Raw genomic sequence first — 21,099 nt, 5'->3', positions numbered from 1 at the left:
ATGGGTTTCATCCTGGTCACGAATGTGTGTGACGCGGCTGATACAGCCTTGGACCTGAACCTCTAGTTTCCATAAAAAAAGCCAAAACAAATCAGGGCCTTGTGTGATGGGTGTAGGTTTTGCTTTAGGTGTGGGCCCAGAAACGCATGGGTTTCCATGCACGAAATTTTGTAATCCGTTACACCACCTCGCGGTTGGCACAACTGTAAAGGATGAAAAATGACGCAATCAAGAAAAGAACGTTCGGAGCAATCGCTACGTCCGAATGGCATCCGTTCGCGGTTATATTCCAGGCCGCACGATGTGCAGAACATCTATGTCAGCCTCAAGCAATGGCGCATTTTGCATGCCGTCATCGACTGCGGCGGGTATGCCGAAGCAGCGAAATCGCTTCACCTCAGCCAGTCCACCATCAGTTACACCATATCCAAGTTGCAGGAGCAACTCGGCGTGCCCTTGCTGAAGATCGACGGACGCAAGGCGATTTTGACGAGCGAGGGGCGCGCCCTGCTGGACCGCTCGCGCCACGTGCTGAAAGAAGCCGTCGAGCTCGAGACTTTCGCCAAGAACCTAGGGCAGGGCTGTGGCGGCGAAGTGCGGCTGGTCGTTGATCAAAACTTTCCGACGCCATTGCTGATGCAGGCATTGCGCGAGTTTACGCTCAGCGGACAGGGCGCCGCGCAGGTCAAGCTGCGCGAGGTGCCGGTGTCGCAAACGGAAGAAGTGCTGCATGACCTGAGCGTCGACCTCGCCATCAGCGAGCATGTGCCGCTCGGGCTGTTGGGCGAGCCGCTGGTGGAAGTCGCGCACATTCCCGTGGCGCATCCGGATCATCCATTGTTCAAGCTGGGCCGCGAAGTGACGGCCGCCGATCTCGCGCAGCACGTCCAGATCGGGCTTGCGCCCAGCAGCGACGCCGACCGCCCGGACGCCGCCGGCTCGGCCCAGGCGCGCTGCTGGCTGCTCAACAGTTTTGACACGGTGGTGGCAGCGGTGCGCGAAGGGCTTGGCTATGCCTGGCTACCGCAGCACCGGGTGGAGCAATGGCTGGAGCAAGGCTTGCTGGCGCGCTTGCCGGTAAGCGAAAAGGCTGGATACAAGACAGTGCTGTATCTGATCCATGGACGCCCCTGGTCGACAACGCCTGCGGCGAGCCGATTTGCCGAAGTGCTGCGCAGTCTTGTTACGCAGCGCATCGAGCAATAGCGCTCGATGCGCACTATCAAAGTATGACCACATCCCACCATTTAGCCGCCACGCCCATACGGAGACATCGCATGAAAAGAACGGATCAGCCTTATGCTGCAGAACAAACGGCCGCAGTGGCTCTCTGGCGGCGCCTCGCCTTTAACCTGCTGTGCGCCGGATGCTGTGCATTGTTTTACCTGTTGTTGGCCGCTCAGGCTTTCGCCGGAGAGCGTGTTGTGAAGTCGCTGCTTGAAATGCGCCATGAGAACGTGGTGATACAGCAGTGGGACCTGAGCTGCGGCGCAGCGGCGCTGGCAACCTTGCTGAAGTATCAGCACGGCGATCCGGTCACCGAGAAGGAAGTGGCGCTGTCACTGATGAAGCGGGAGGAGTACATCAAAAACCCGCAGCTGATCCAGAGCCGGGAAGGCTTTTCGCTTCTGGACCTGAAGCGTCATGTCGATGCGCGAGGGTATCTGGGCAGCGGCTACGGTAAGCTGCAGCTCAAGGACCTGGTTGCGAAGGCGCCGCTGATCGTGCCGATTCAGACACACGGCTATAACCACTTCGTCGTCTTCCGCGGCATGTATCGCGATCGCGCGCTGCTCGCCGATCCTGCCTGGGGCAACCGCACCATGACGGTCGATGAATTCATGGGGCATTGGATCGAATACCCCTCGCTCGGCCGCATCGGCTTCACGGTGCAGCGACGCGATGGCGTCATGCCGCCGAATCAGCTGGCGCCGAAGGAAAATGATTTCCTAACTTTGCGTTAAGTCATTCCAGCGCGATACCAAAGTTTGACGGCGTCGTACACATTGAAAAATTCGAAGGAAAGCGCCTTCTTCTCCTGCTGATGATCGAAATTTCGTACTTATCATTCGATCAAGTACTGGATAAAGTATGGAGGGACATGAAGCAATTCATGTCCCGTACTCAACATACTTTTTCGAGCCGGTTAAGGAGAAATGAATGAAAAAATCACTGGTAACCAGTCTCATCGCCTTGCCTTTGCTGACCCTGTCGTCGATGGCGTTTGCCGCGACCGAAGTTTCCCCTAACGAGCCAATGCTGTTGTCCGCGCATGATATGGATAGCGTGACTGCCGGAGGGCGGCATGCGCGGCAAAATGCGCTTCCATCAGGCTTCGCGCAAGCCTTCGGCAATATGAATTTCGCTTCGATTATTCAAATCATTTATGCCCCGGTAACCGTCGTCCAGATCGGCAGCAACAACACTGCGCTTGTCTATAGCATCCCCACCAACTTCGCATCGGTGTGGCAGCGGTAGTGTGAACGAGTGCTTTGAGCGGAGGGATGGCCGTCTGCTCAAAGCACGCGTTGACCACCTCGTACAAACTTATCTATAGTCTGGCCCCCCTTGGCCGGCATAAGATGCAACCGTTGGCATCGCTTGCTGGCTACGTCGAAGTACATCTAACGACGTCTCTTTCAACTCTCCCAGCTTATCTCCTATTCGGTTAACTGCGACATGGCTGCGACAGCCAGATTCTTCTCGCTAAGCGATCCTGACGGCGCTATGGCGCCTTGGCAGATGGTGCATTTCATCCGCTGCTGCACCTGGTAAACAGCGCGGGAAGCAGCACCCCCGATCGATTAAAAAACTGGATCAAACACCGAGAAAGCGCGCGAGGCATCATCTAAATTTCATACTTATTTTTCGAGTGGCACTGGCTAAAGTGATAGGGAATCGCGGCACAAACCGTGTTTGCGTTTCGTTACTTTTCAACGCTTATGTCTAGGAGAAATGCAAAATGAAAAAATCGCTGATCACTTCCCTGGTATCCGCATCACTGCTGTCGCTGTCGTCGATGGCGTTTGCAGCGGAGCCGGTGCAGCTGACTACTGCGCAAATGGATGGTGTCACTGCCGGTTTGCTGAACTTTAATATCGTGCAGCTGACTCAGGGCATTAACGCACCGGTTGCTGCGATCGGCCTGATCTCCGGTCGCACTGTTGCGGTTTCTCGCAACAGCAACAACGCTTTTATCATTCAGCGCAATTAATTAGTGTGGGCCGGCCCTCCATGAGGGCCGGCAGTACATGATCAAACGGGTGATGAACCCGTTTTTTTGTTTTTGCATTAGCAAGAGAATCGGCTGCATGCGCACAGAGCCGCTCCGAGGTTTCCATCAATAAGGGTAAATCTGCATTTCGCATGGCTTCTGCCGCTGACTACGGCGGCAAAGAGGAAAATGAAATGAAATTCGACTTGAAACATAGGCTAGCAATATTGCCGCTACTGGCGTGCTCCGCTTCAGCGCTGGCTACAGAGCCGGTCGTGCTCAGTACACAGGACATGGATCGCGTCACGGCCGGTGCCCAACCGGTGTTGGCACGGTTTGCGAATGCCATCGACGTACTGCAGGGAATGCGTGCCGATCTTGGGCTGACGGGAGACCAACTAGCGTGGCTGATGCGGTTGGCGTCGAGCGGCCTTGTCGCCGTCCATTGGGCGGAAACGCCAGCGTCGTCGTTATCGCAGTCAGATGATGCGATGACCACCCATGTGTTGCAACCGGGAGAGGCGCTCAAGATTCAACAGGTTGGAGCCAATGGCACCAATTATCTGTATATCTACAGCACCGGCAATTCCTCCGTCACCGTCTCGCAGCAGCATCTTTGATGCTCCTTCCGCATGCGGCCTGTCCGGGCCGCTCTCGATACTACAAGTAGTCGCGCCGTCCTTTGCCGTCGCTGCGCAGTGCCGAGTCCTTATGCAGCGAAACGAATTCAAAAACTGGATCAAAGCCTAAAAATCGAACGGGGCTCCATCTAAATTTCATACTTATTTTTCGGAGGGCGCTGGCTAAAGTGATAGGGAATCGCGGCACAAACCGTGTTGGCGTTTCGTTATTTTTCAACTTTTGGTTTAGGAGAAATGAAAAATGAAAAAAGCACTGATCGCTTCCCTGGTCTCCGCATCGCTGCTATCCCTGTCACCGATGGCTATGGCAGCGGAGCCGGCTGCTACGGAACCGGTACAGCTGAGCGCCGCGCAAATGGACGGCGTCACCGCGGGCCTGCTGGACTTTAATCTCGCATTCCTCAATCAGATTGTCGTAGCACCCGCTATCGCAGTGTCGGTCTTCGGCAATGCCATTGCCATTCCTCACGTTATCAACGTCGGCGGCATCCTTCAACGCAATTAAATAGCTGGCCGGTGCCGGCCCTTGGTTAAGGGCCGGGCCACAACAAGAACCGGCATGAAGCTTGTTCTTGTTGCACCTTATCTAAAGAGAATCGGCAGAGAGATGGTAAAGCTGTATTTGGGCGCATCGTTACCCATGCCGATTCCGAGCTGCGTCACTAGCGTCAGATCGCGTGACAGTACAGATGAAGCGCCAATGGTCGCGATGCCATAAGTCTGATCCGTCCCTTCCAGGGTAATGCCGTTATTTTCCTGCTTCTTACGGTAGACCTGCGAGAAGCCGAACTGCAGCGATGTGGCCGGACTTGCAGCCAGGTTTGCGGATAAGGAGATGCCGGCAGTATCTCCCGGCCTGATTCCATCCTTTTCGAAAGTCTTGCTATAGAACGCGCTGGCAACGAATGCCAGCGGGTCCTGGCGTTTGAGGGCGATCAGTTCGGCCGTCATCTGGCGATAGCCGCCGTTGAGGGGAACGCCATCATCTTGCCGCTTGCCATTTCCGAAGTTATAGGTGAAACGCCCGACCAGATCAGGCCGTGCGCCGCTTTCGCGCGTGAGCGTTTTCGCAATGCCGAGCGCCACATCGCCAATACCCTTGCCGTTGGCTGACGTGCCTGTTCCGAAGTCGGTCACTTGCGACGTGCGCATGATGCTGTAAGGCAGACTGAATTCCAGCTGGCTACTGTAGGGGAGGCCGGCTCTGACATCGACACGCAACGTGTTTTCGTTCTGCCGGCTTCTTTGATTAATGACCGCCTGCGTCGATACCGAGGTCACCGGATTAATGATGTTGGCGAGCACCGCCACGCTTTGCTCGCTGCGCCGGTAGGTATAGCTTGGTGTGACCTCGACTGTGCGTTGCGGAAGTAGCAGTGCGCCGCTCTGGGTCAGAGTGCGCTCGAGCGCACGTTGTGCCGCCTCTTCGTCCACTTCGAAGGTTCCTGGCCCGGTACGCGAACCGGATCGGGCGCTCTCGGTTGCCGTTGATCGCGGCGCGGCAGGAGCAGATGCTGCTTGTGCAAGTTGGATGCCGGGGTGGGGGAGCGCTGCTTCGGGTTGCAGCGATGCATGGTCAGTCGTTGGTCCGCGCTGCTCTGCTCGCACCAGGTTTTCCTGCAGCTCACCTGTGTGGGAGCCACTCTTGGTGTGCGGCTGAAGCAGCTCCTGTTCCTGCGGCTGCACTGGCGCTTCGGCCGCCTGTGCATAGGCGGTAGCCAGCATGCCGGCAAGTGCGATCGGTACGATTTGCGTTACGCGTACGGTTTTCGATTTCATCCTTACACCACCTTTCGTTGTCGACTATCCGAAATTGGTGTGGGTGAATGGCGGCTATCGAAACGGCGACAACCTGAGCCACGCGGCCAGGACGCTACCCGTGGCGGTGTTGGTCCGCCTGCACGGGACTGACGTCAAGTCGGCAAGACAGTACCCGGCCGGGAAGGCGGCGGCTCCGGACATGAAACCGGAAGGCCGCGCGGTGTTTTCGCCTGAAGCGCTAGGTGACTGCGTGCGGATATACGCTGTGTGCCCGCAGGGTGTCCCGCGCGGAACCGCAACGATTGTCAGACTGCCTGAATCCACCGCATTACTGTCTGCGACTGCCGCGGGTTCGTTATCCTCACCCACGAAAAGCCCCGTCATGCCTGCCCAGCCCATCGGTCAATCCCCGCCCTTGCCTGCATCAAGGCTGCATCATTAGGCCGCGTGGCTACGGCCTCGGCAACCCTGCTTCGATGCAAGCTCGTCATCCAGCGGAGGCTCCGGATGGATCATTATTTTAGGAACACGTGTGGGCAGCACTGCTGCTCTGCCACCACGCGATAAAGCGTATGTTGTTCTGAATCGGTCGTGCATGCTGTTGGATGACTCACGCGTTTCATGCCGACAGCGACTGTTATTTATGTGCTCCCAAGTCGTGCTTGGCGTTACCAAGAAACGGTGTCCTTGCGCTTGCCACGATGTCGGGCCGGATATTGTACTTTTCGATCAGGCGGTACAGGGTCACACGTGACACGCCTAGCAGGGATGCTGCGCGTGAGATCTGATTGCGCGACTGCGACAATGCACGCCGGATCATCATGCTTTCGGCGGCTGCGCGTGCATCCTCTAGCGACATCATCTGGTTGTGCGGATCGTTGCGCTCGAAGCCGAGATCTTCGGGTTGGATGAAGCGTCCTTCCGCCATCACCGTTGCGCGTTGCACGCGGTTGACCAGTTCACGCACGTTGCCGGGCCAGCTGTGACTAAGCATCGCATTCATCGCGGCTTTGGAAAAGCCGCGCAGGCTGCGGTTATGTACGCTGGCAAACTTGGCGAAATAGTACTTCGCAATATCTTCGATATCCTGCCCACGGTCGGCCAAGGGCGGCATGCTCATGCAAACCACGTTGATGCGGTAATACAGGTCTTCGCGAAAGCGCCCCTGCAATACTGCTTCAGCCAGGTCGACATGGGTCGCCGCGATCACGCGCACATCGATTTCAACCGAGTCATTGCCGCCGACACGCTCGATGGTCTTCTCTTGCAGGAAGCGCAGCAGGTTTACTTGCATATCGATCGGCATGTCGCCGATTTCATCAAGAAACAGGGTTCCGCCTTGTGCAGCTTCAATGCGGCCGATCTTGCGCTGGTTGGCGCCCGTGAATGCGCCTTTCTCGTAGCCGAACAGCTCCGACTGAAACAATTGCGGCGCAATAGCGCCGCAATTGACTGCCACGAAAGGCGCGTTACGACGCGCCGATTGCCGGTGAATCGACAGCGCGGCAACCTCCTTGCCGGTGCCGGAAGGGCCTGTGATCAGCACTGTTGCATCGGTGCGCGCGACTTTCTGGATCTGGCTGAACAGGCGCTGCATTTCGGGTGTCTGTCCCACCATGACGAAATCTTCATCTTCCGCGAGCGGGGCGGCACAGGCGGTGTGCTGCACATCGCGCATGAATGCCATGCCCCAGGCGTGACGCAGCGTCAGGGCGATATGATCCAGATCGGCGGGCAGCGTGATGAAATTAAACAGATGTTCCCCGATGAATTCGCGCATGCGGGGCGTCGAGATCAATTCCTGTGCGATCAATCCGACCCACGAAATTTTATTGTTGCTGATGAAGGGCTCGCATTTGTCGAGGTGTGCCAGTTCGGCTTCCTGCGTGACAATCAGCAGCCCCACGCGGCAACCGTCGTTGACGGCATTATGGGCGGCTTCCAGTGTAAAGCACTCGATCAGATTGAGACCGTATTCCTTCAGTGTTTGTGTATAGGAGCACGGTTGTCCGGTGCGGCTGGTCAGGCGCAGGACCATGACCGTTTGATTCGACGGTGCTGAGTTGGAGACGTAAAGCATTTCGCAATACCCTTATTATGGAGATGCTCGTCGAGAATCCGGATGGGGGAATGCATTGTTCGCATCGTCTGGCCGATACGTTTGCATGTTCTCGTCAACCGACTGACTGTCGCAGAATTCTCGACTGGGTCGGTTCAAATTCAAGCGCCGAGCTTACCGTCTTTTACTCACCCGAACAATGCCATAAATAGGGGATGCCGAAGCAATCAATGTGGCGTTTGTGCTCGGTCAAACCGTGATTTCTTCTTTGAAACCTAGTATCCATGCGGGATTGCGGATGATTTCCTTTGGAAAGCCGCATGTTTCCTTGACGACGATAGCGGTTGTGCTGTGCAGCAATTTTCCCGCCTATGGCTGCGAATGGCTACCGAAGGCTAGCCCGGCAACGCCACAATGCATGGCCGGAATCCAAATATTTCTGCTCGAACGGCGTGATGGGCATGTCCGTCGCGAATGCTTCGCACTGGACCTGCACGCTGCATAACTGGCTGATCGCGCTGGCACATTCATCAATATACACGCGCCAGTTGCTGCGGCATTCGAATTCACCGCCCAGGGCGACAATCGTTGGGAACACTGGATGGCCCTGCCAGCGCCGCTGCAGTTGGCCAATTTTCGGCCACGGATTGGGATACAGCAGGTAGTGCCGCGACGGCCGTATACCCGCTATCAGCATGAGGCGCCAGTAATCCACCAAGTCGGCGCGCACCTTGATGAAATTGGCCGGCATCTCGCCGCGCCACACGGTATTGCGCGCCAAGCGGTCGGCGGACTGGTCGACACCAATGACGAAGTGGTCGGGGAATTGTGCAGCGAGGTTGAGCGTCGATAGGCCGACACCGCAGCCGGCGTCGAGGATCAGCGGCTTGGCGCCATGCGCCTGCCAGGCAGCGATGCTCGCATCAAATGCCGTACGGTTGTACGGCATGAAGGGTTTCCGGAATTCCGTGGTTGCGTGTTTTCCGACCAATCCATACAGCTGTTCATGAATGCCGGCTTGGGCACTGCTGATGAAGCGTGAGTTTGCGTACATTTATGCACGGCTCCAAGGGCAGTCGATGCCGGAATTGGAGTCGATATAGACGTGAATCCTGGGTGCAACCGACGCTGTGGAACGGCGGCGCGTTTTCACGACGCGGCAGAATATATTGACTGCGCTGAGATGGTTCATTTGCTGATCTTGACGAGAGCCCGCTGCGCAGGCAACGGGCGGCTGCATGCGCTGTGGGAACGGGCTGAAAATAAGTGCCCGACATCATGCCATATGACCACACTTAGAGCACATCGCGACAATGCCCAGTTTCAGCCAGTAGTATTGCTTCGTATCTCAGTGGAAAAGGCCACAGAAAAGGGAGGATCAGTCCATGTATCCTGTGGCGGTTTTTGTAAAAATGACGCCTAGTGCAGGGTGACCGGTTGACGCATCAAGGCGTCGTATTTGCCGAGGAAGTCATCGATTTCTTCGATGCTCGGTTCAGTGGCGATCAAGTTCTCGACTTCTTCGCGGAAGGACTTGGCTAGCGCGCCGCCGATGAAGATTTCACGCTTGCCGGATTTGTCCATGATCTCGTATCCGCCAAAGCGCAAGGCCTCGCGGCCGTCGTCTGCCCCAAACTCCACGACGCTGTACTGATCGCTGTTGTAGATTAAGTTCATGTTGCGCTCCTTGTGCTACGAATGATTGCAGGTTTGCCCTGATCCCTTCAGTTAATGCAAAAATGGGGCCAAGTCGACCAGTTTCAAGTTGGAGCTGATGGCGCGAGATGAAAAAACGTCTTTTCAAAGGAAACAACGGCTTCACGCGTGGATAGCTTGAGTGAGTTGCAGCAACTCATCATAAGGAGTGTCGCTAAGGAAGCGACGAATGCCATCCAGGTGTGCGGAATTTGCAAGACTGATATAAAGGCGCTGCGGAGGATGACGCAGGATGCGGTTCAAGGTTACTCGCATCGTCATGTTACCGGAGCAGCAAAGGCAACCCGGTGCAATACGTGAAATGCGCGGCCCGTTCATGGTATCGAGCGGAGAATGGTCGCTGGCGATGCCTTCAAGGATCAGCGCCGTCGTTAGCGTTGGATCAAATGCACTCGCGATGGCGGCCTCGCGCTGCAGCGCTGTGGCGCCAAGGACTAATGTGGTGAGCGTCACCCTTTTTTCGATAGCTTGCTGGGTTCGACACCCAGTTGCTTAAGCTTGCGGTAGAGGTGAGTGCGTTCAAGACCAGTCTTCTCGGCAACGCGCGTCATGCTGCCTCCTTCGCGCACCAGATGATGCTCGAAATAGGCGCGCTCGAATGCGTCGCGCGCCTCGCGCAGCGGCAGGTCGAATGACAGGCCGAACAGATGCGAATCGGATGCTGGCGCTATCGGAGCCGGCGGGGCGATTCCGGTTTGCAAGCCTGGTGCATACGCGGTGGTCGCTGCCACCGCCGCTTGATCGCTGGTGCTCGGACTTGCCGCCGGGCGCGCATGATAGAGCGGGGCGGTGGGACGGGGTGGCTCTTGTGTGCGCGACAAGCCTTGCTGCACGGCTTTCAGCAGTTTTTGCAATGCGATCGGCTTTTCCAGGAAATTGAGGGCGCCGATACGCGTTGCTTCGACGGCGGTATCGATGGTTGCGTGGCCGGACATCATGATCACGGGCATGTTGAGCAAGCCGTCACGCTGCCATTCCTTGAGCAGCGTAACGCCGTCGGTATCCGGCATCCAGATATCGAGCAGGACCAGGTCGGGAGTGCTTTGCGCGCGGAACTCGCGCGCCTGCTGCGCATTCTCGGCAGCGGTCACGACGTGACCTTCATCGCCCAGAATTTCCGAGAGTAATTCCCGGATGCCCATTTCGTCATCGACTACGAGGATATTTGCCATACGTGTACCTATGTGCCTCCATTGTCGCCTGATTTCTATTGTTTGATGCAGCGCGAAGCCAAGATAAGGGATGAAGATTGTTTCAATCTGTAAGCTTGCCCCAGAGTGTCAGGGGCAACTCCTGCTACTGCGCTAACTTTAACAGCAAAATCGCGACTTTTGCACCGCTCGTACTGGATCGGTTCTTGATATCGATTCGACCGCCATGTTCGTCGATAATTTTCTTCACCATCGCCAGGCCCAGCCCCGTGCCGCGCTGCTTGGAGGTGACATAGGGCTCGAATGCACGCGAAAGTATCTTTGAAGAAAACCCCGGTCCGTTATCGGTAATGGTGAGCCGTACTGCGGTGCGCTTGCTGCCATCCGAATCTTGATAATGGATGGCTTCCGTTACCACGTCGATGCGCGGCGGATGTGCCGGATCGGGCCGCTCTTCTACCGCATCTTGCGCGTTTTGCAGCAGGTTGTGAATGACTTGCCGCAACTGTGTCGCATCGCCCATCACTTGCGGTAATGCCGGCGCCAGCACCGGGTGGATGATATGGAGTTCGTCGCCGCCGATGTACAGGTGCAGGATTTCTTCGACCAGCGCATTCAGGTCGAGCGGGGTCAGCACGGCGGGCGGCGTTTTTGCGTAGTCGCGGAAGTCGTCGACCATGCGCTTCATGGCGGAGACCTGGTTGACGATTGTACTGGTGCTCTTGGTAAGCATCGTTGCGTCTTGCGGCGCGAGCTTGTCTTCCAACTTCATCTGTAGGCGTTCGGCCGACAGCTGGATGGGCGTGAGCGGATTTTTGATTTCATGCGCCAGGCGGCGCGCGACCTCGCCCCAGGCGATCGAGCGCTGCGCCGAGATCACGTCCGAAATATCGTCGAACACCACCACGTAGCCGGTACTGCCGGCCACCGGCAGGTGGGAACCGCGTGCCAGGAGCGTAACGCTTTGCTCGCCGTCTGCTTCGCCGGCCAACGGCAGGCGCGGGATCTCGATCTGTTTTTGCCAGTGCAGCTCGCCGCTGCCCGGCACGCCGCTTTCATCGACCGCCGATTGCGCGCTCTGTTCGGAAAACGCCTTGGTTACGGCATCGGACAGTGGCTGCAGGCCGTCGATCCGGGCCAGCGGCTTACCGATGTGCTGATCGAAGTTGTGCTGCAGGATGCGCTCGACCGATTCGTTGCAAGTCACCAGTCGGAAATGGCTATCGAGGACCATCACGCCGGCCGACATGTTGGCCAGGACCGACTCCAGATAGGCTTTCGCATTTTCCAGCTCGAAGCGGTTGCGCTCGGCCGCGGCGCGCGCTTCCGACAATTGGCGCGTCATGGTGTTGAATGATTGCGTGAGCGTGCCCAGCTCGTCCTTGGTGGGGACGATCGGCCGCGGCGACAGATTGCCCTCAGCCACGGCCTTGGTGCCCTCGGCCAGTACCAGCAATGGCTTGGCCAAGTCGCCGGCGATCAGGAAGGCCGCCGCGATCGCGCCGAAAATCGCCAGCAGCAAGGTCAAGGTCAAGGTCACGATATAAATCTTGCGCAAGCCCGAGCGGGCCAGCGAGCGTTCCTGATATTCGCTGTATGCCGCGCGCAATGCTTCCGCGTCGGCAGCCAGATGCTGCGGCACCGGTTGCAGCAATTGCAGGAAGCGCGCTTCGTTTTGCAGCGACATTGCATTGCTCGCCGCCGGTATCGCCACCACCACGCGCAGGCGCAAACCGCCGGGCGATTCCTGCAGATTCGATCCTGGTGCGGAAGGTGCTCCGGTGCTCTCGGTGGCCTGCTCATCGTGCGCTTCGACTCCCCCCTCGATGGCCGAGAAACCGCGCGTCAGGCGCGCCTGGCGCAGCATTGCATTGGTCGGCAGGTCCGGTACCAGAGCGCCGAGGCGTCCGCCGACGGTAGCGATAATTTGACCGTTTGCATTGACGATAGTTGCTTCCTGCATCTGCTCCTGGTCGCGCAGGCGGGACAGTTGTGTGACTTGCGCCGATTCCGGCAACTCCGACATTTCCAGCGCGACGTTGCGCGCCTTGGCGGTGAGATCGGCCAGCGACGCATCGAGTACGGTACGGCCCAGCGTCAGGCCGGACTCCAGTGCGGATTCGACGCGCACGTCGAACCAGGATTCGATCGAGCGCGACACGAACTGCACCGAGACGATATAGATCACGGTGCCGGGCAAGATGCCGATCAGCGCAAACAGCAGCACCAGCCGCGCCATCAGCTTGGAGCCGAACTCGCGCCGCTTGTAGCGCTTGTAGAGGCGCCGCAGCAGGAGCGACACCAGCCCCAGCAGGGCGACGGTCATCAGCGCGTTCAATCCCAGCAGCCAGGAATAGTGCTGGTCAAAAAAGACGGAATTTTCCGAGGCGGATGCGAGCAAGAACAGCAGGATGCTGACTACCCCGCCGCCGATCACCAGCAAGTAACGCAGCAGTCTTGGCACTATTCCGCCCTGAAGGTGAACTGCTTCCAGTCGGACGAGAAGCGCCAGTCGCTGTTGTTGAGCGCGTTGACCTGGAACGGCTTGGGCAGGCGGGCCACGTCAAGGAACATGCGGACTTCGACGTTATAGACTTCGCCGGGCTTAAGCGTGCCCTTGTCGGCCACCACCCAGCGGCCGGGGCGCCGCACCAGAGACAATGCCTCGTCCAGGGTGCTGAAACTGGCTTGCAGCTGGCCGCCGATGGCCGCCTGATATTGGCGCGTCAACGCATTGTAGGAAATGCGGACGGTTTGCGAAGCCGACAGGGTTTTTTCGTTGAACCAGTACCAGCGCGGGCGCGACAGTTCGATCTCGGTGGTGAAGTACAACGGAATTCCGCGCTGGATCGCATCTTCCAGACTGCGGTTAAGGTCAAAGGAAAAGGCAATCGCCAGCCGGTAGCCTTCGTCCGAGCTCTCCAGGCTGGCGCGCGTGATGTCCACGCCTTCCGCTTTGGCAGCCGGAGCGCCAAATGCCAATGCCAGCAACATTGTTGCTAGCAAACAATTTGCCAGTAAATGTAGGAATCGGCGCGTCACTCGGGTTGAAACGGCGTCGTGACAGTTTGCTTCACGGCATCCGTATAATCGTCTACAGCTGGGTTGGAAGGGCGGCGGAAGGCCGGGCGACGGTCGTGTTTTTCCCCGGCATAGAAGGCAGCATTTCGTTGGCCATGCGATGGAAGCATAAACAGCGGTAAATAAGTTTCATGCGCTCTTCCAGATGAAGACAATTGAAAAATACTATCAGACCGCCGTCTTTTGGAATAGCGCGTAAAACAAGCCGTCGTGATCCTGTTCCGCATTCGCAGTAGGTAGTAACTGGCCCGGAGCGGCTAATCTGACAGCATGGTTTCGCACGGCAAAAGCGGCGGCCTGCATTTCCGACTCGCGCGGCCAGATGGAACATGTAACGAATAGCAATTTACCATCGGGGCGCAGCATCCGCCACAGATTGTCGAGAATTCGCGCCGAAAGTGTTGCAAGCTGAGCCGCATCGTCCTTACGGCGCAGCCAGCGAATATCGGGATGGCGCCGCACGATGCCCGATGCCGTGCATGGCACATCGGCCAGGATGCGGTCGAAGGGCTGGCTATCCCACCAGTGGTCGCTGCTGGCGTCGCCCGTTTTCAGCGTTGCGCGCAATTGCAGGCGCTGCAGGTTTTCGTCAATGCGCGCCAGCCGCTGCGCATCGCTGTCGAGGGCGAGCAGGTCGACATCTGCGCATTCCAAGATGTGGCCGGTTTTGCCGCCCGGTGCCGCGCAGGCGTCGAGTACGCGCATGCCGGGTTGCAAGTCGAGCAAGGGCGCGGCAAGTTGAGCTGCGGCATCTTGTACCGACACCATGCCTAAAGCAAAGCCCGGAATCTGCGCCACCGGCACCGGACGCAGTAGGCGCACTGCATCGCTGCCGATGCGGCTGGCGGCCATGCCGCTGTCGCTCAAGGTTTGCAGATACGCGTCCACGGTGGTGCGACGCCGGTTGACGCGCAAGGTCAAGGGAGGTGCGTTGTTGCCTGAGTGAAGAATTGCCTCCCAGTCGCGCGGGTAGGCCGATTTGACGGCAGCAATCCACCAAGCGGGATAGTTGCAGCGCACGGACTCGTCCTGGCGCACTTGGCCCAGCAGCGTATTTTGTTCGCGCAGGAAGCGCCTCAGTACCGCATTGACCATTCCTTTCGCCGGGGCGAGAGTGGAGGATGCGGATGCTGCGGTCACCGCCTGATCGACGATGGTAAAGGCTTCGTACGGGGCTGCGCCGGGTTCGTCGATGCCAGCGCAGATCAGGGCCAGGGCACAGCACAACAGGCCGTGCAGCTCGGCCGGCGCAGGCGGCTTGTTCGTCAGCTGCCGGACCAGCGCTTCAACGCAGGCAAGCTGCCGCAGGGTGCGGTATGAAATGTCCTGTGTCGCGCCGCGCATCTGGGGCGACGCGTTCAGAGGCGCTAGCACGGCGCCTAGCGCCTGCGGCAACGCCGTCCCGGACTTGACTTGGGCAATGGCGCGCGCCGCGGCCAGCAGGCTGAAGGCGAGCGAATCGGGTTTTAAATGAAGTTTAGACACATCAACCTGCGCGGCGGAGCGCGCAATTCCAGGAAAAGTGAACGGTTGCCGAGCGCCGGGCGTCGTGCCGGCGGCTCATTCCAGCGACAGCGCGAATCGCCGGCCGTGACCCGTTTCGGGCGAAGCCGCCATTTTAGCCGGTAGCGGACCGGACCGGCGCCCTTAAATGCCGCGAGTGTCTTGGGCGAGAAATTCGTCGAATAAAACCAATGTTGTGTACGTCATCCTTTGCCTCAGCGCGCAGCTTCCAGCATGCCGGCGACACGTTCGCTGGCCGTGGCCTGCTGCGCCGAGCTGAAGCGCGCTGGATCGCTACTTTCAGACGCCCCACACGACGTCGTTGTTTTCGCGCCGTGCCGCGCGCAGCATTTCCAGCAAAGGATAGGCGCGCGTTGCAAAGCTGACAAATTCGACCGGTTCATGCTCGTTGTCTTCCACCTCGTCGCCATGATGCGCGAGCACGTCGCGCTGCACTTCTTCGGAGGCCGGATGGCGCCGGCTTTCGGCGATCTCCTCTTCCAGCGTGGCGACGGCACGCGGCATCTCGCTGGCAGTAATGATGCCCTGCTTGACATCCTTGTGCAGCAAATCAAGGATGCGCTTGGCGTGATCCTCATACATCATCACTTCGGCGGCGGCTTTCGATTTGAATATAACCAACATGATGCCTCCACAGGGTTATGCTCATGATTAAACCATAGCATGACTTCAGGAATTTGCTATGAGTCACAACGGACATTGTCATGGCTGGATGTGCCATGTGACGGTGAATCGACGGCGTAATTCCTCGGCGCTGGCCGTCTGGGTATTACGCGGGCTTGAAGGAGGTCAGGAAGGTGTCGACCGCTTCGCGGGGCACGGTTTTTTCTTTGCCGACGACAACAAGCTGATACACGCGTTTGTCCACGGCGATAAAGCGTGCGATCAACAGGCGCGACTGGTCGCCGCCGGCCGGTGCGCCGAGTGCCTCGACGTCGATGGTTGCGGGCAGTGCGGCTGGGGCAGAGGCCGTTTCGCGGCGAATACTGCCGCCGATGTTGCGTACCAGCGCCGTCTTCATCGCGGCCAGCGCACGCACGGCGGCGGCCGGATCAGGCGTTTCGGCCGCGCCGACCGCAAACAGCACGTCACCGACATCGGCGGCGGTCATCGTCATGGTGACCGGCAGGCCGTCGAGGTTGAGCTGACGCGTGGACGATGTCGGCTTGGCTGGCAATAAAATGCTGAATGGAATGCCAGTGCCGTGCGCTTCGCGCCAGTCAAACTTGGGGCTGCAGGCGTTCAGCATCAACGCGCAGGAAATAGATGCCAAAAAGAATGGAAGTCTGTGGAAAAATCTCGTCATGGGTCGCATGGTAACAGCGATTGCCCGCTTCACGTGCCGCCAGCGAGCGCTTCCTTGCGCTGCGCGCGATGAAATGCGCCCACGCCCATGGCCACGCCGGCGCACAGCAATACGACGCCTGCCATGACCGATGCCGATGGCACGACGCCGCGCCAGATGAAGGCATATAGCAGCGCCGACAGCGTTTCGAACACGATCAGCTGTCCGGCCAGCGAGGTCGGCAGCCGCTGGCTGGCCTTGTTCCACAACATCGTGCCCAGCCACGAGGCGCATAGCCCCAGCAGCAGCATCATGGCGACGAACAGTGCCGGGCGCGGGCCGAGCGGAAACGCATAGTTGCCCTGTCCTGCAGCCGTATAGGCGCCGAATCCGATAAAGCCGAGCAGCGCTAGCGGCAGGGTGGCCAGCCCCTGCGCGGTGGACCAGGTCGAGGAGCGGATATGCGGATGCCGTTTCATGTGCCGCGCATTCATGATCGGATACCACGTCCATGCCGCCAGCGCGGCGAGCGCTGCCAGGCAACCGAGCGCATAGTCGGCCAGCGAGCGCCGGCCGTCGAGCCGGCCCAGCTCGCTGGCATTGACCAGCATCAGGCCGGCCAGGATGATGACGAGCGACGGCGCCAGCCTGCGCCAGGCGATGGATTCCGAGGAATGACCGGGCGCCCAGTTCGAGCAGATCGAGATAATGACCGGAAGCGTACCGATCAGCATGGCCGGCAGTGGCGCGTCGGCCAACTGGATCGCGCTGGCCAGCGCCGCGTAGTACAGGATATTGCCGACCAGTGAAAGCTTGAGGGCGGCGCGCCAGTCCGCTTTCGACAATGCAGCGATCTGGCGTCGATCGAACCAGGCCGGCACCAACGCGATCAGGCCGAATCCGACATAACGGCCGAACGACAGCACCACGCCGGGATAGTCGCCGAGGATGAGTGGCGTGACGAAGACGATGCCCCACATGAGGCCGGCGCCCAGGGCGCAGAGAAATCCGGTAAGCATTTGGTATGCGGAAGTTGGCGACGCTGACGCGCGATCGATGCGGACGGATTATGCGCGCTTGGCCGGCTGCGGTCTTGTACCGATTTGCTGTTGGTATTGCGCTGGCGTGACGCCGTAGGCACGCTTGAACCAGCGGTTCAGGTGGCTCTGGTCGGTCAGGCCCGCCGCGGCAGCTGCCTGCGCCGGCGTTGCGCGCTGCGCCAGCAGCGACTTGGCGCGCGCGGCGCGGCGCGCCTGCAGGTACTGGTGCGGCGTTGCATGGAACATCGCGGAAAAGGTGCGCACGAAGTGAAATACGGACAGCCCGGCTTGTGCCGCCAGGGTGTCGATGCCCAGCGGTTCGTCGAGGTGCGCTTCGATGCAGTCGAGCACGCGCCGCATCGAGGCCATGCGGCGCGGATGGCGCGGCGCAGACTGCACCTTCGCGTTCTTGCCGTAGCGCGCGACGATGGCGTCGATCAGGCGGGTGAAATCGGACAGGAAGGCGATGTCGTCGGGCGCTTCCCACATGCGGTGAAACGTGTGCCGGTATGCTGCGGCGAACATGCGGTCATGGGCCAGCGCTTGCGGAAAGAATGCTTCGCTGCCAGTCATTTCGCGCAAGGTGTGCGGCTCGATGTACAGCATCTGATACGTCCAGCCGGCCTCGACTTCGGCCTCGCCGGTATGCAGTTCGTCCGGATTGAGCAGGACCAGCGTGCCGGCGGGCGCGACATGCTCCTGTCCCTGGTAGCGGAAGCGCTCCGCGCCCGCTTCGATCGCGCCGATCGAATACCCGTCGTGCACATGCGGTGCGAAGGCATGCTCGACCAGTCTCGCCGAGTACAGCTCCACGCCCGGCAAATGCGCGCTGGCCTTGAACGTGACGAATTCGGATGGATGCTGGAACATGGACTGCGCCGAAAAATGCAGACGGGACGTCGAAACGGTCCATGATAATTCTTTCTCGCTCCGCCTGCGCAGTGCCGGCTAGCTACTCCAGGCACGCCGGGCAACGATCCGCCAGCCGCGGCGCAGACCGTCAGCCGTCGCACGGCACCAGCGCGACAGCATCGGCCACAATCCTGCCTCGTGCGTCACGCACACGATTTCGGCGTCGCTCAAGGCATGGATGGCAATCCAGCCGGCCTGTGCGACCATATAGGCTTCCCCTTCGTGCAGGCCGGCCGTTTCCGGCAACCCGTGCTCTCCCATCCAGGCGGGCGCGTCGGCAATGTGAAGCCTGCCGCGTGCCGCCACCACAATCGTGCCGCGACATGCGTGCCGGCGCAGGCACTGTCCTTGGGCAAGTCTGGTCGTTGTCGTGCATTGCTGTGCCATCATGCTTTCCTTCCCTGCGTAGCGGTGGACATGACGTCATGCTAGAGACGCGGGATGAAATGAAACAGGCACAGGAAGCCGCAAACTGCAGCGCAACAGAAAGCCCGGTTGGCATCTGTTATCGTGCATTTTTCAGGAATCTATATCTGTTCTGGATATGGCGAATCGGCGATCATGCGATATGGACTCGCAACCTCTGTATAGAAAACTGGCGGACCACTATCTCGGCGCGATCAAGGCGGGATCGCTGGGGCAGGGCGAGCGCATGCCCTCGGTGCGCTCGATGATGCGCACGCACGGCGTGAGCCTGTCGACGGCGTTGCAGGCTTGCCGGCATCTCGAGCGCGAGGGCTGGATCGAGGCGCGTCCGCGTTCCGGCTATTTCGTGCGCCAGCCCCGGCATGCCGCACTGCTGCCGCTGGATGAGCCGAACCTGCTGCGCCCGCCCGATCCGGCGCAGTATGTCGGGGTGCATGCGCGCGTGTCCGAATTCATCGCGCAAGGGCGCAGGCATCCCATCAAGATCAATCTGTCGGGCGCGCGTGCCGCGCCGCAATGGTATCCGGCAGAACAGCTCAGGGTTGCCGCCGCCCGCGCGCTGCGCCGTTACCCCGACATGCTGGTGCGCGCCACCCCGGCCGGCGGCAATGCGCATTTCCGCAGCGTGCTGGCCAAGCGCGCGGTCGCCGCCGGCATGGTGTTGTCGCCGGACGAGGTGATTGTCACGCACGGCTGCATCGAGGCGCTCAACCTTGCGCTGCGCGCCGTCGCCCAGCCCGGTGACACGGTCGCGGTCGAATCGCCGACGTTCTACGGCCTGTTGCAAATCCTGGAAAGCCTGGGGCTGCGCGCGCTCGAGATCCCGACCAGCGCCAGCACCGGCATCTCGATCGAGGCGCTGGAATTGGCGATCCAAACGTACGGTAATATCAAGGCGGCAGTGGTCGTGCCGCATTTCCAGAATCCCCTGGCGTGCATCATGCCGGATGCGCACAAGCAGCGGCTGGTGCAGCTATGCGAGCGGCATGCGATAGCGCTGATCGAGGACGACACCTACAGTGAACTGGCCGAATGCGATGCACCGCTTACGGCTCTGAAGGCGTGGGACCGCACTGGCAATGTGATTCATTGCGCGTCGCTGCACAAGACGCTCGCGCCCGGCATGCGGCTGGGCTGGATGACCGCGGGGCGCTGGCAAGCCAGGGTGGCGATGCTCAAGTATGCGCAGACACGCGACAATGAAGAGTGGTCGCAGATCGCGGCCGCCGAATTCATGGCATCGAGCGCCTACGACCGTCATCTGCGACGTCTGCGCGTGGCGTTGCGGCGACAGCGCATCGCCATGGCGCAGGCTATCGCCGCCTACTTCCCGCTCGGCACACGGCTGACGATGCCTGCTGGCGGCATGACCTTGTGGCTGGAACTGCCGCACAGGCTGCCGGCGGCGCAGGTATTTGATGCGGCGCTCGCGCAAGGCATCCTGGTGGCGCCCGGCGCGATGTTTTCAAACTCGAATCGCTTTGACCATTTTCTGCGGATCAACTGTGGCCTGCCGTATTGCGACGATATCGACCGTGCACTGCGCTGCCTGGGACGCATCGTGGCCGATCTGGCGACGCAGGCGGCAAAGGCAGCCTAAGCGCCGGCGTCATTGCTCCCGCAGCGCTCGCCGGTATTGAATCGCCTCTGCCACGTGGGGGGGCTCCACGCCACGCGCTCCTGCCAGGTCCGCAATCGTGCGCGCCACCTTCAAGACCCGGTGATAGGCGCGCGCCGACCAGTTCAGCCGCGTCATCGCCGTACGCAGCAATTGTTCGCCGGAGGCGTCTGGCCTGCAGTACGCATCGATTTCGGCGGTGCTCAGGCCTTGGTTGCTCTTGCCTTGGCGCCGCAGCTGGCGGTCGAATGCCAGTTCCACGCGCGCGGCAATCGCGGCTGACCGTTCGCCGTCGGCCTGTCTGAGCAGTTCCTCGTGCGGCAAGGCGCCGACCTGGATCTGCAGGTCGATCCGGTCGAGCAAGGGACCCGAAATTTTCCCCTGATAGCGCGCGACCGCGTCCGGCGTACAGCGGCACTTGCCCGAGCTGTGGCCGAGATAGCCGCAAGGGCAGGGATTCATTGCCGCCACCAGCTGGAAGCGTGCCGGGAAGTCGGACTGGTGGGCGGCGCGCGAAATCGTGATCTGGCCCGACTCGAGCGGCTCGCGCAGCACCTCCAGCACACGCCGGTCGAATTCCGGCATTTCGCGATGAGCCACAAAAATCTTGAAAAAGTTGTTCATCCGAGTATGGGTTATGTCACTTTTTGCATGACCTCCCCAATTCTCTG

At 59.6% G+C, this 21,099-nt stretch carries 21 protein-coding genes and 1 pseudogene; 7 read left to right on the top strand and 15 right to left on the bottom strand.

All coding sequences use genetic code 11. The features are described from left to right. The first annotated feature begins 219 nt into the window (after positions 1-219). From TSA66_RS23110 to TSA66_RS23085, 6 genes are all read left to right on the top strand, one after another. The gene (locus TSA66_RS23110) at positions 220-1,206 is read left to right on the top strand and encodes a LysR family transcriptional regulator (protein ID WP_052452542.1); all 987 of its coding nucleotides are present in this window, start codon (positions 220-222) and stop codon (positions 1,204-1,206) included. 71 nt (positions 1,207-1,277) lie between these two features. Further along, positions 1,278-1,964 carry a C39 family peptidase gene (locus TSA66_RS23105; protein ID WP_198358871.1) on the top strand — a complete coding sequence of 229 codons (687 nt, stop codon included), beginning with the start codon at positions 1,278-1,280 and terminating at the stop codon, positions 1,962-1,964. A gap of 196 nt (positions 1,965-2,160) precedes the next feature. After that, positions 2,161-2,478, top strand: coding sequence for a hypothetical protein (locus TSA66_RS23100; protein ID WP_040041710.1), 318 nt, complete (start codon positions 2,161-2,163; stop codon positions 2,476-2,478). A gap of 484 nt (positions 2,479-2,962) precedes the next feature. Beyond that, positions 2,963-3,214, top strand: coding sequence for a hypothetical protein (locus TSA66_RS23095; protein WP_040041709.1), 252 nt, complete (start codon positions 2,963-2,965; stop codon positions 3,212-3,214). Between the two features lie 152 nt (positions 3,215-3,366). Then, positions 3,367-3,834 carry a hypothetical protein gene (locus TSA66_RS23090; protein ID WP_040041708.1) on the top strand — a complete coding sequence of 156 codons (468 nt, stop codon included), beginning with the start codon at positions 3,367-3,369 and terminating at the stop codon, positions 3,832-3,834. Between the two features lie 262 nt (positions 3,835-4,096). Beyond that, entirely contained in the window at positions 4,097-4,360 is a 264-nt protein-coding gene (locus tag TSA66_RS23085; RefSeq protein WP_040041707.1) for a hypothetical protein, read from the top strand. 77 nt (positions 4,361-4,437) lie between these two features. On the opposite strand, the gene TSA66_RS23080 is transcribed toward TSA66_RS23085, so the two are convergent. The 14 genes from TSA66_RS23080 to TSA66_RS23020 all read right to left on the bottom strand — a co-directional run bounded on the left by TSA66_RS23080 (position 4,438) and on the right by TSA66_RS23020 (position 18,774). Next, positions 4,438-5,634, bottom strand: a complete 1,197-nt coding sequence (locus TSA66_RS23080) for a hypothetical protein (RefSeq protein WP_052452541.1) — start codon at positions 5,632-5,634, stop codon at positions 4,438-4,440. A gap of 619 nt (positions 5,635-6,253) precedes the next feature. Further along, positions 6,254-7,654, bottom strand: coding sequence for a sigma-54 interaction domain-containing protein (locus tag TSA66_RS23075; RefSeq protein WP_232429523.1), 1,401 nt, complete (start codon positions 7,652-7,654; stop codon positions 6,254-6,256). 406 nt (positions 7,655-8,060) lie between these two features. Next, entirely contained in the window at positions 8,061-8,729 is a 669-nt protein-coding gene (gene trmB / locus TSA66_RS23070; RefSeq protein WP_040041706.1) for a tRNA (guanine(46)-N(7))-methyltransferase TrmB, read from the bottom strand. Positions 8,730-9,094: 365 nt separating this feature from the next. After that, positions 9,095-9,352 (bottom strand): BTH_I0359 family protein, encoded by a 258-nt coding sequence (locus TSA66_RS23065; protein WP_040041705.1) that lies wholly within the window; start codon positions 9,350-9,352, stop codon positions 9,095-9,097. Between the two features lie 141 nt (positions 9,353-9,493). Next, the gene (locus TSA66_RS26450; protein WP_084199841.1) at positions 9,494-9,844 is read right to left on the bottom strand and encodes a GTPase; all 351 of its coding nucleotides are present in this window, start codon (positions 9,842-9,844) and stop codon (positions 9,494-9,496) included. Then, positions 9,841-10,563, bottom strand: coding sequence for a response regulator (locus TSA66_RS23060; protein ID WP_040041704.1), 723 nt, complete (start codon positions 10,561-10,563; stop codon positions 9,841-9,843). The genes TSA66_RS26450 and TSA66_RS23060 overlap by 4 nt, the downstream gene beginning before the upstream one ends. Before the next feature lie 124 nt (positions 10,564-10,687). Further along, a complete protein-coding gene (locus tag TSA66_RS23055) occupies positions 10,688-13,006 on the bottom strand; it encodes a sensor histidine kinase (RefSeq protein WP_040041703.1) in 2,319 nt (772 codons plus the stop codon). Continuing rightward, positions 13,006-13,548, bottom strand: coding sequence for a DUF4390 domain-containing protein (locus TSA66_RS23050; protein ID WP_040041702.1), 543 nt, complete (start codon positions 13,546-13,548; stop codon positions 13,006-13,008). The genes TSA66_RS23055 and TSA66_RS23050 overlap by 1 nt, the downstream gene beginning before the upstream one ends. Before the next feature lie 243 nt (positions 13,549-13,791). Next, positions 13,792-15,108 (bottom strand): 16S rRNA (cytosine(967)-C(5))-methyltransferase RsmB, encoded by a 1,317-nt coding sequence (rsmB, locus tag TSA66_RS23045; protein WP_040041701.1) that lies wholly within the window; start codon positions 15,106-15,108, stop codon positions 13,792-13,794. A 318-nt stretch (positions 15,109-15,426) separates the two neighbouring features. Further along, positions 15,427-15,771 (bottom strand): DUF1840 domain-containing protein, encoded by a 345-nt coding sequence (locus tag TSA66_RS23040; RefSeq protein ID WP_040041700.1) that lies wholly within the window; start codon positions 15,769-15,771, stop codon positions 15,427-15,429. A 145-nt stretch (positions 15,772-15,916) separates the two neighbouring features. Beyond that, a complete protein-coding gene (locus tag TSA66_RS23035) occupies positions 15,917-16,396 on the bottom strand; it encodes a hypothetical protein (RefSeq protein ID WP_040041699.1) in 480 nt (159 codons plus the stop codon). A gap of 86 nt (positions 16,397-16,482) precedes the next feature. Further along, positions 16,483-17,451 carry a DMT family transporter gene (locus TSA66_RS23030; RefSeq protein WP_040041698.1) on the bottom strand — a complete coding sequence of 323 codons (969 nt, stop codon included), beginning with the start codon at positions 17,449-17,451 and terminating at the stop codon, positions 16,483-16,485. 48 nt (positions 17,452-17,499) lie between these two features. After that, the gene (locus TSA66_RS23025) at positions 17,500-18,342 is read right to left on the bottom strand and encodes an AraC family transcriptional regulator (protein ID WP_040041697.1); all 843 of its coding nucleotides are present in this window, start codon (positions 18,340-18,342) and stop codon (positions 17,500-17,502) included. A gap of 78 nt (positions 18,343-18,420) precedes the next feature. Then, positions 18,421-18,774 (bottom strand): hypothetical protein, encoded by a 354-nt coding sequence (locus TSA66_RS23020; RefSeq protein WP_157691759.1) that lies wholly within the window; start codon positions 18,772-18,774, stop codon positions 18,421-18,423. Positions 18,775-18,952: 178 nt separating this feature from the next. On the opposite strand from TSA66_RS23020, the gene TSA66_RS23015 reads away from it, so the two are divergent. Continuing rightward, complete coding sequence (locus tag TSA66_RS23015; protein ID WP_040041695.1) at positions 18,953-20,410, top strand: aminotransferase-like domain-containing protein; 1,458 nt, start codon at positions 18,953-18,955, stop codon at positions 20,408-20,410. Positions 20,411-20,419: 9 nt separating this feature from the next. On the opposite strand, the pseudogene TSA66_RS23010 reads toward TSA66_RS23015, so the two are convergent. Further along, a pseudogene (locus TSA66_RS23010) lies at positions 20,420-21,037 on the bottom strand (ATP-binding protein); the annotation flags it as partial. Positions 21,038-21,099: the final 62 nt, after the last annotated feature.

The organism is Noviherbaspirillum autotrophicum (assembly GCF_000818395.1).
Lineage (GTDB): Bacteria > Pseudomonadota > Gammaproteobacteria > Burkholderiales > Burkholderiaceae_D > Noviherbaspirillum > Noviherbaspirillum autotrophicum.
The sequence above is the reverse complement of the archived record's forward strand: the minus strand, read 5'-3'. Positions and strand labels throughout refer to the sequence as shown.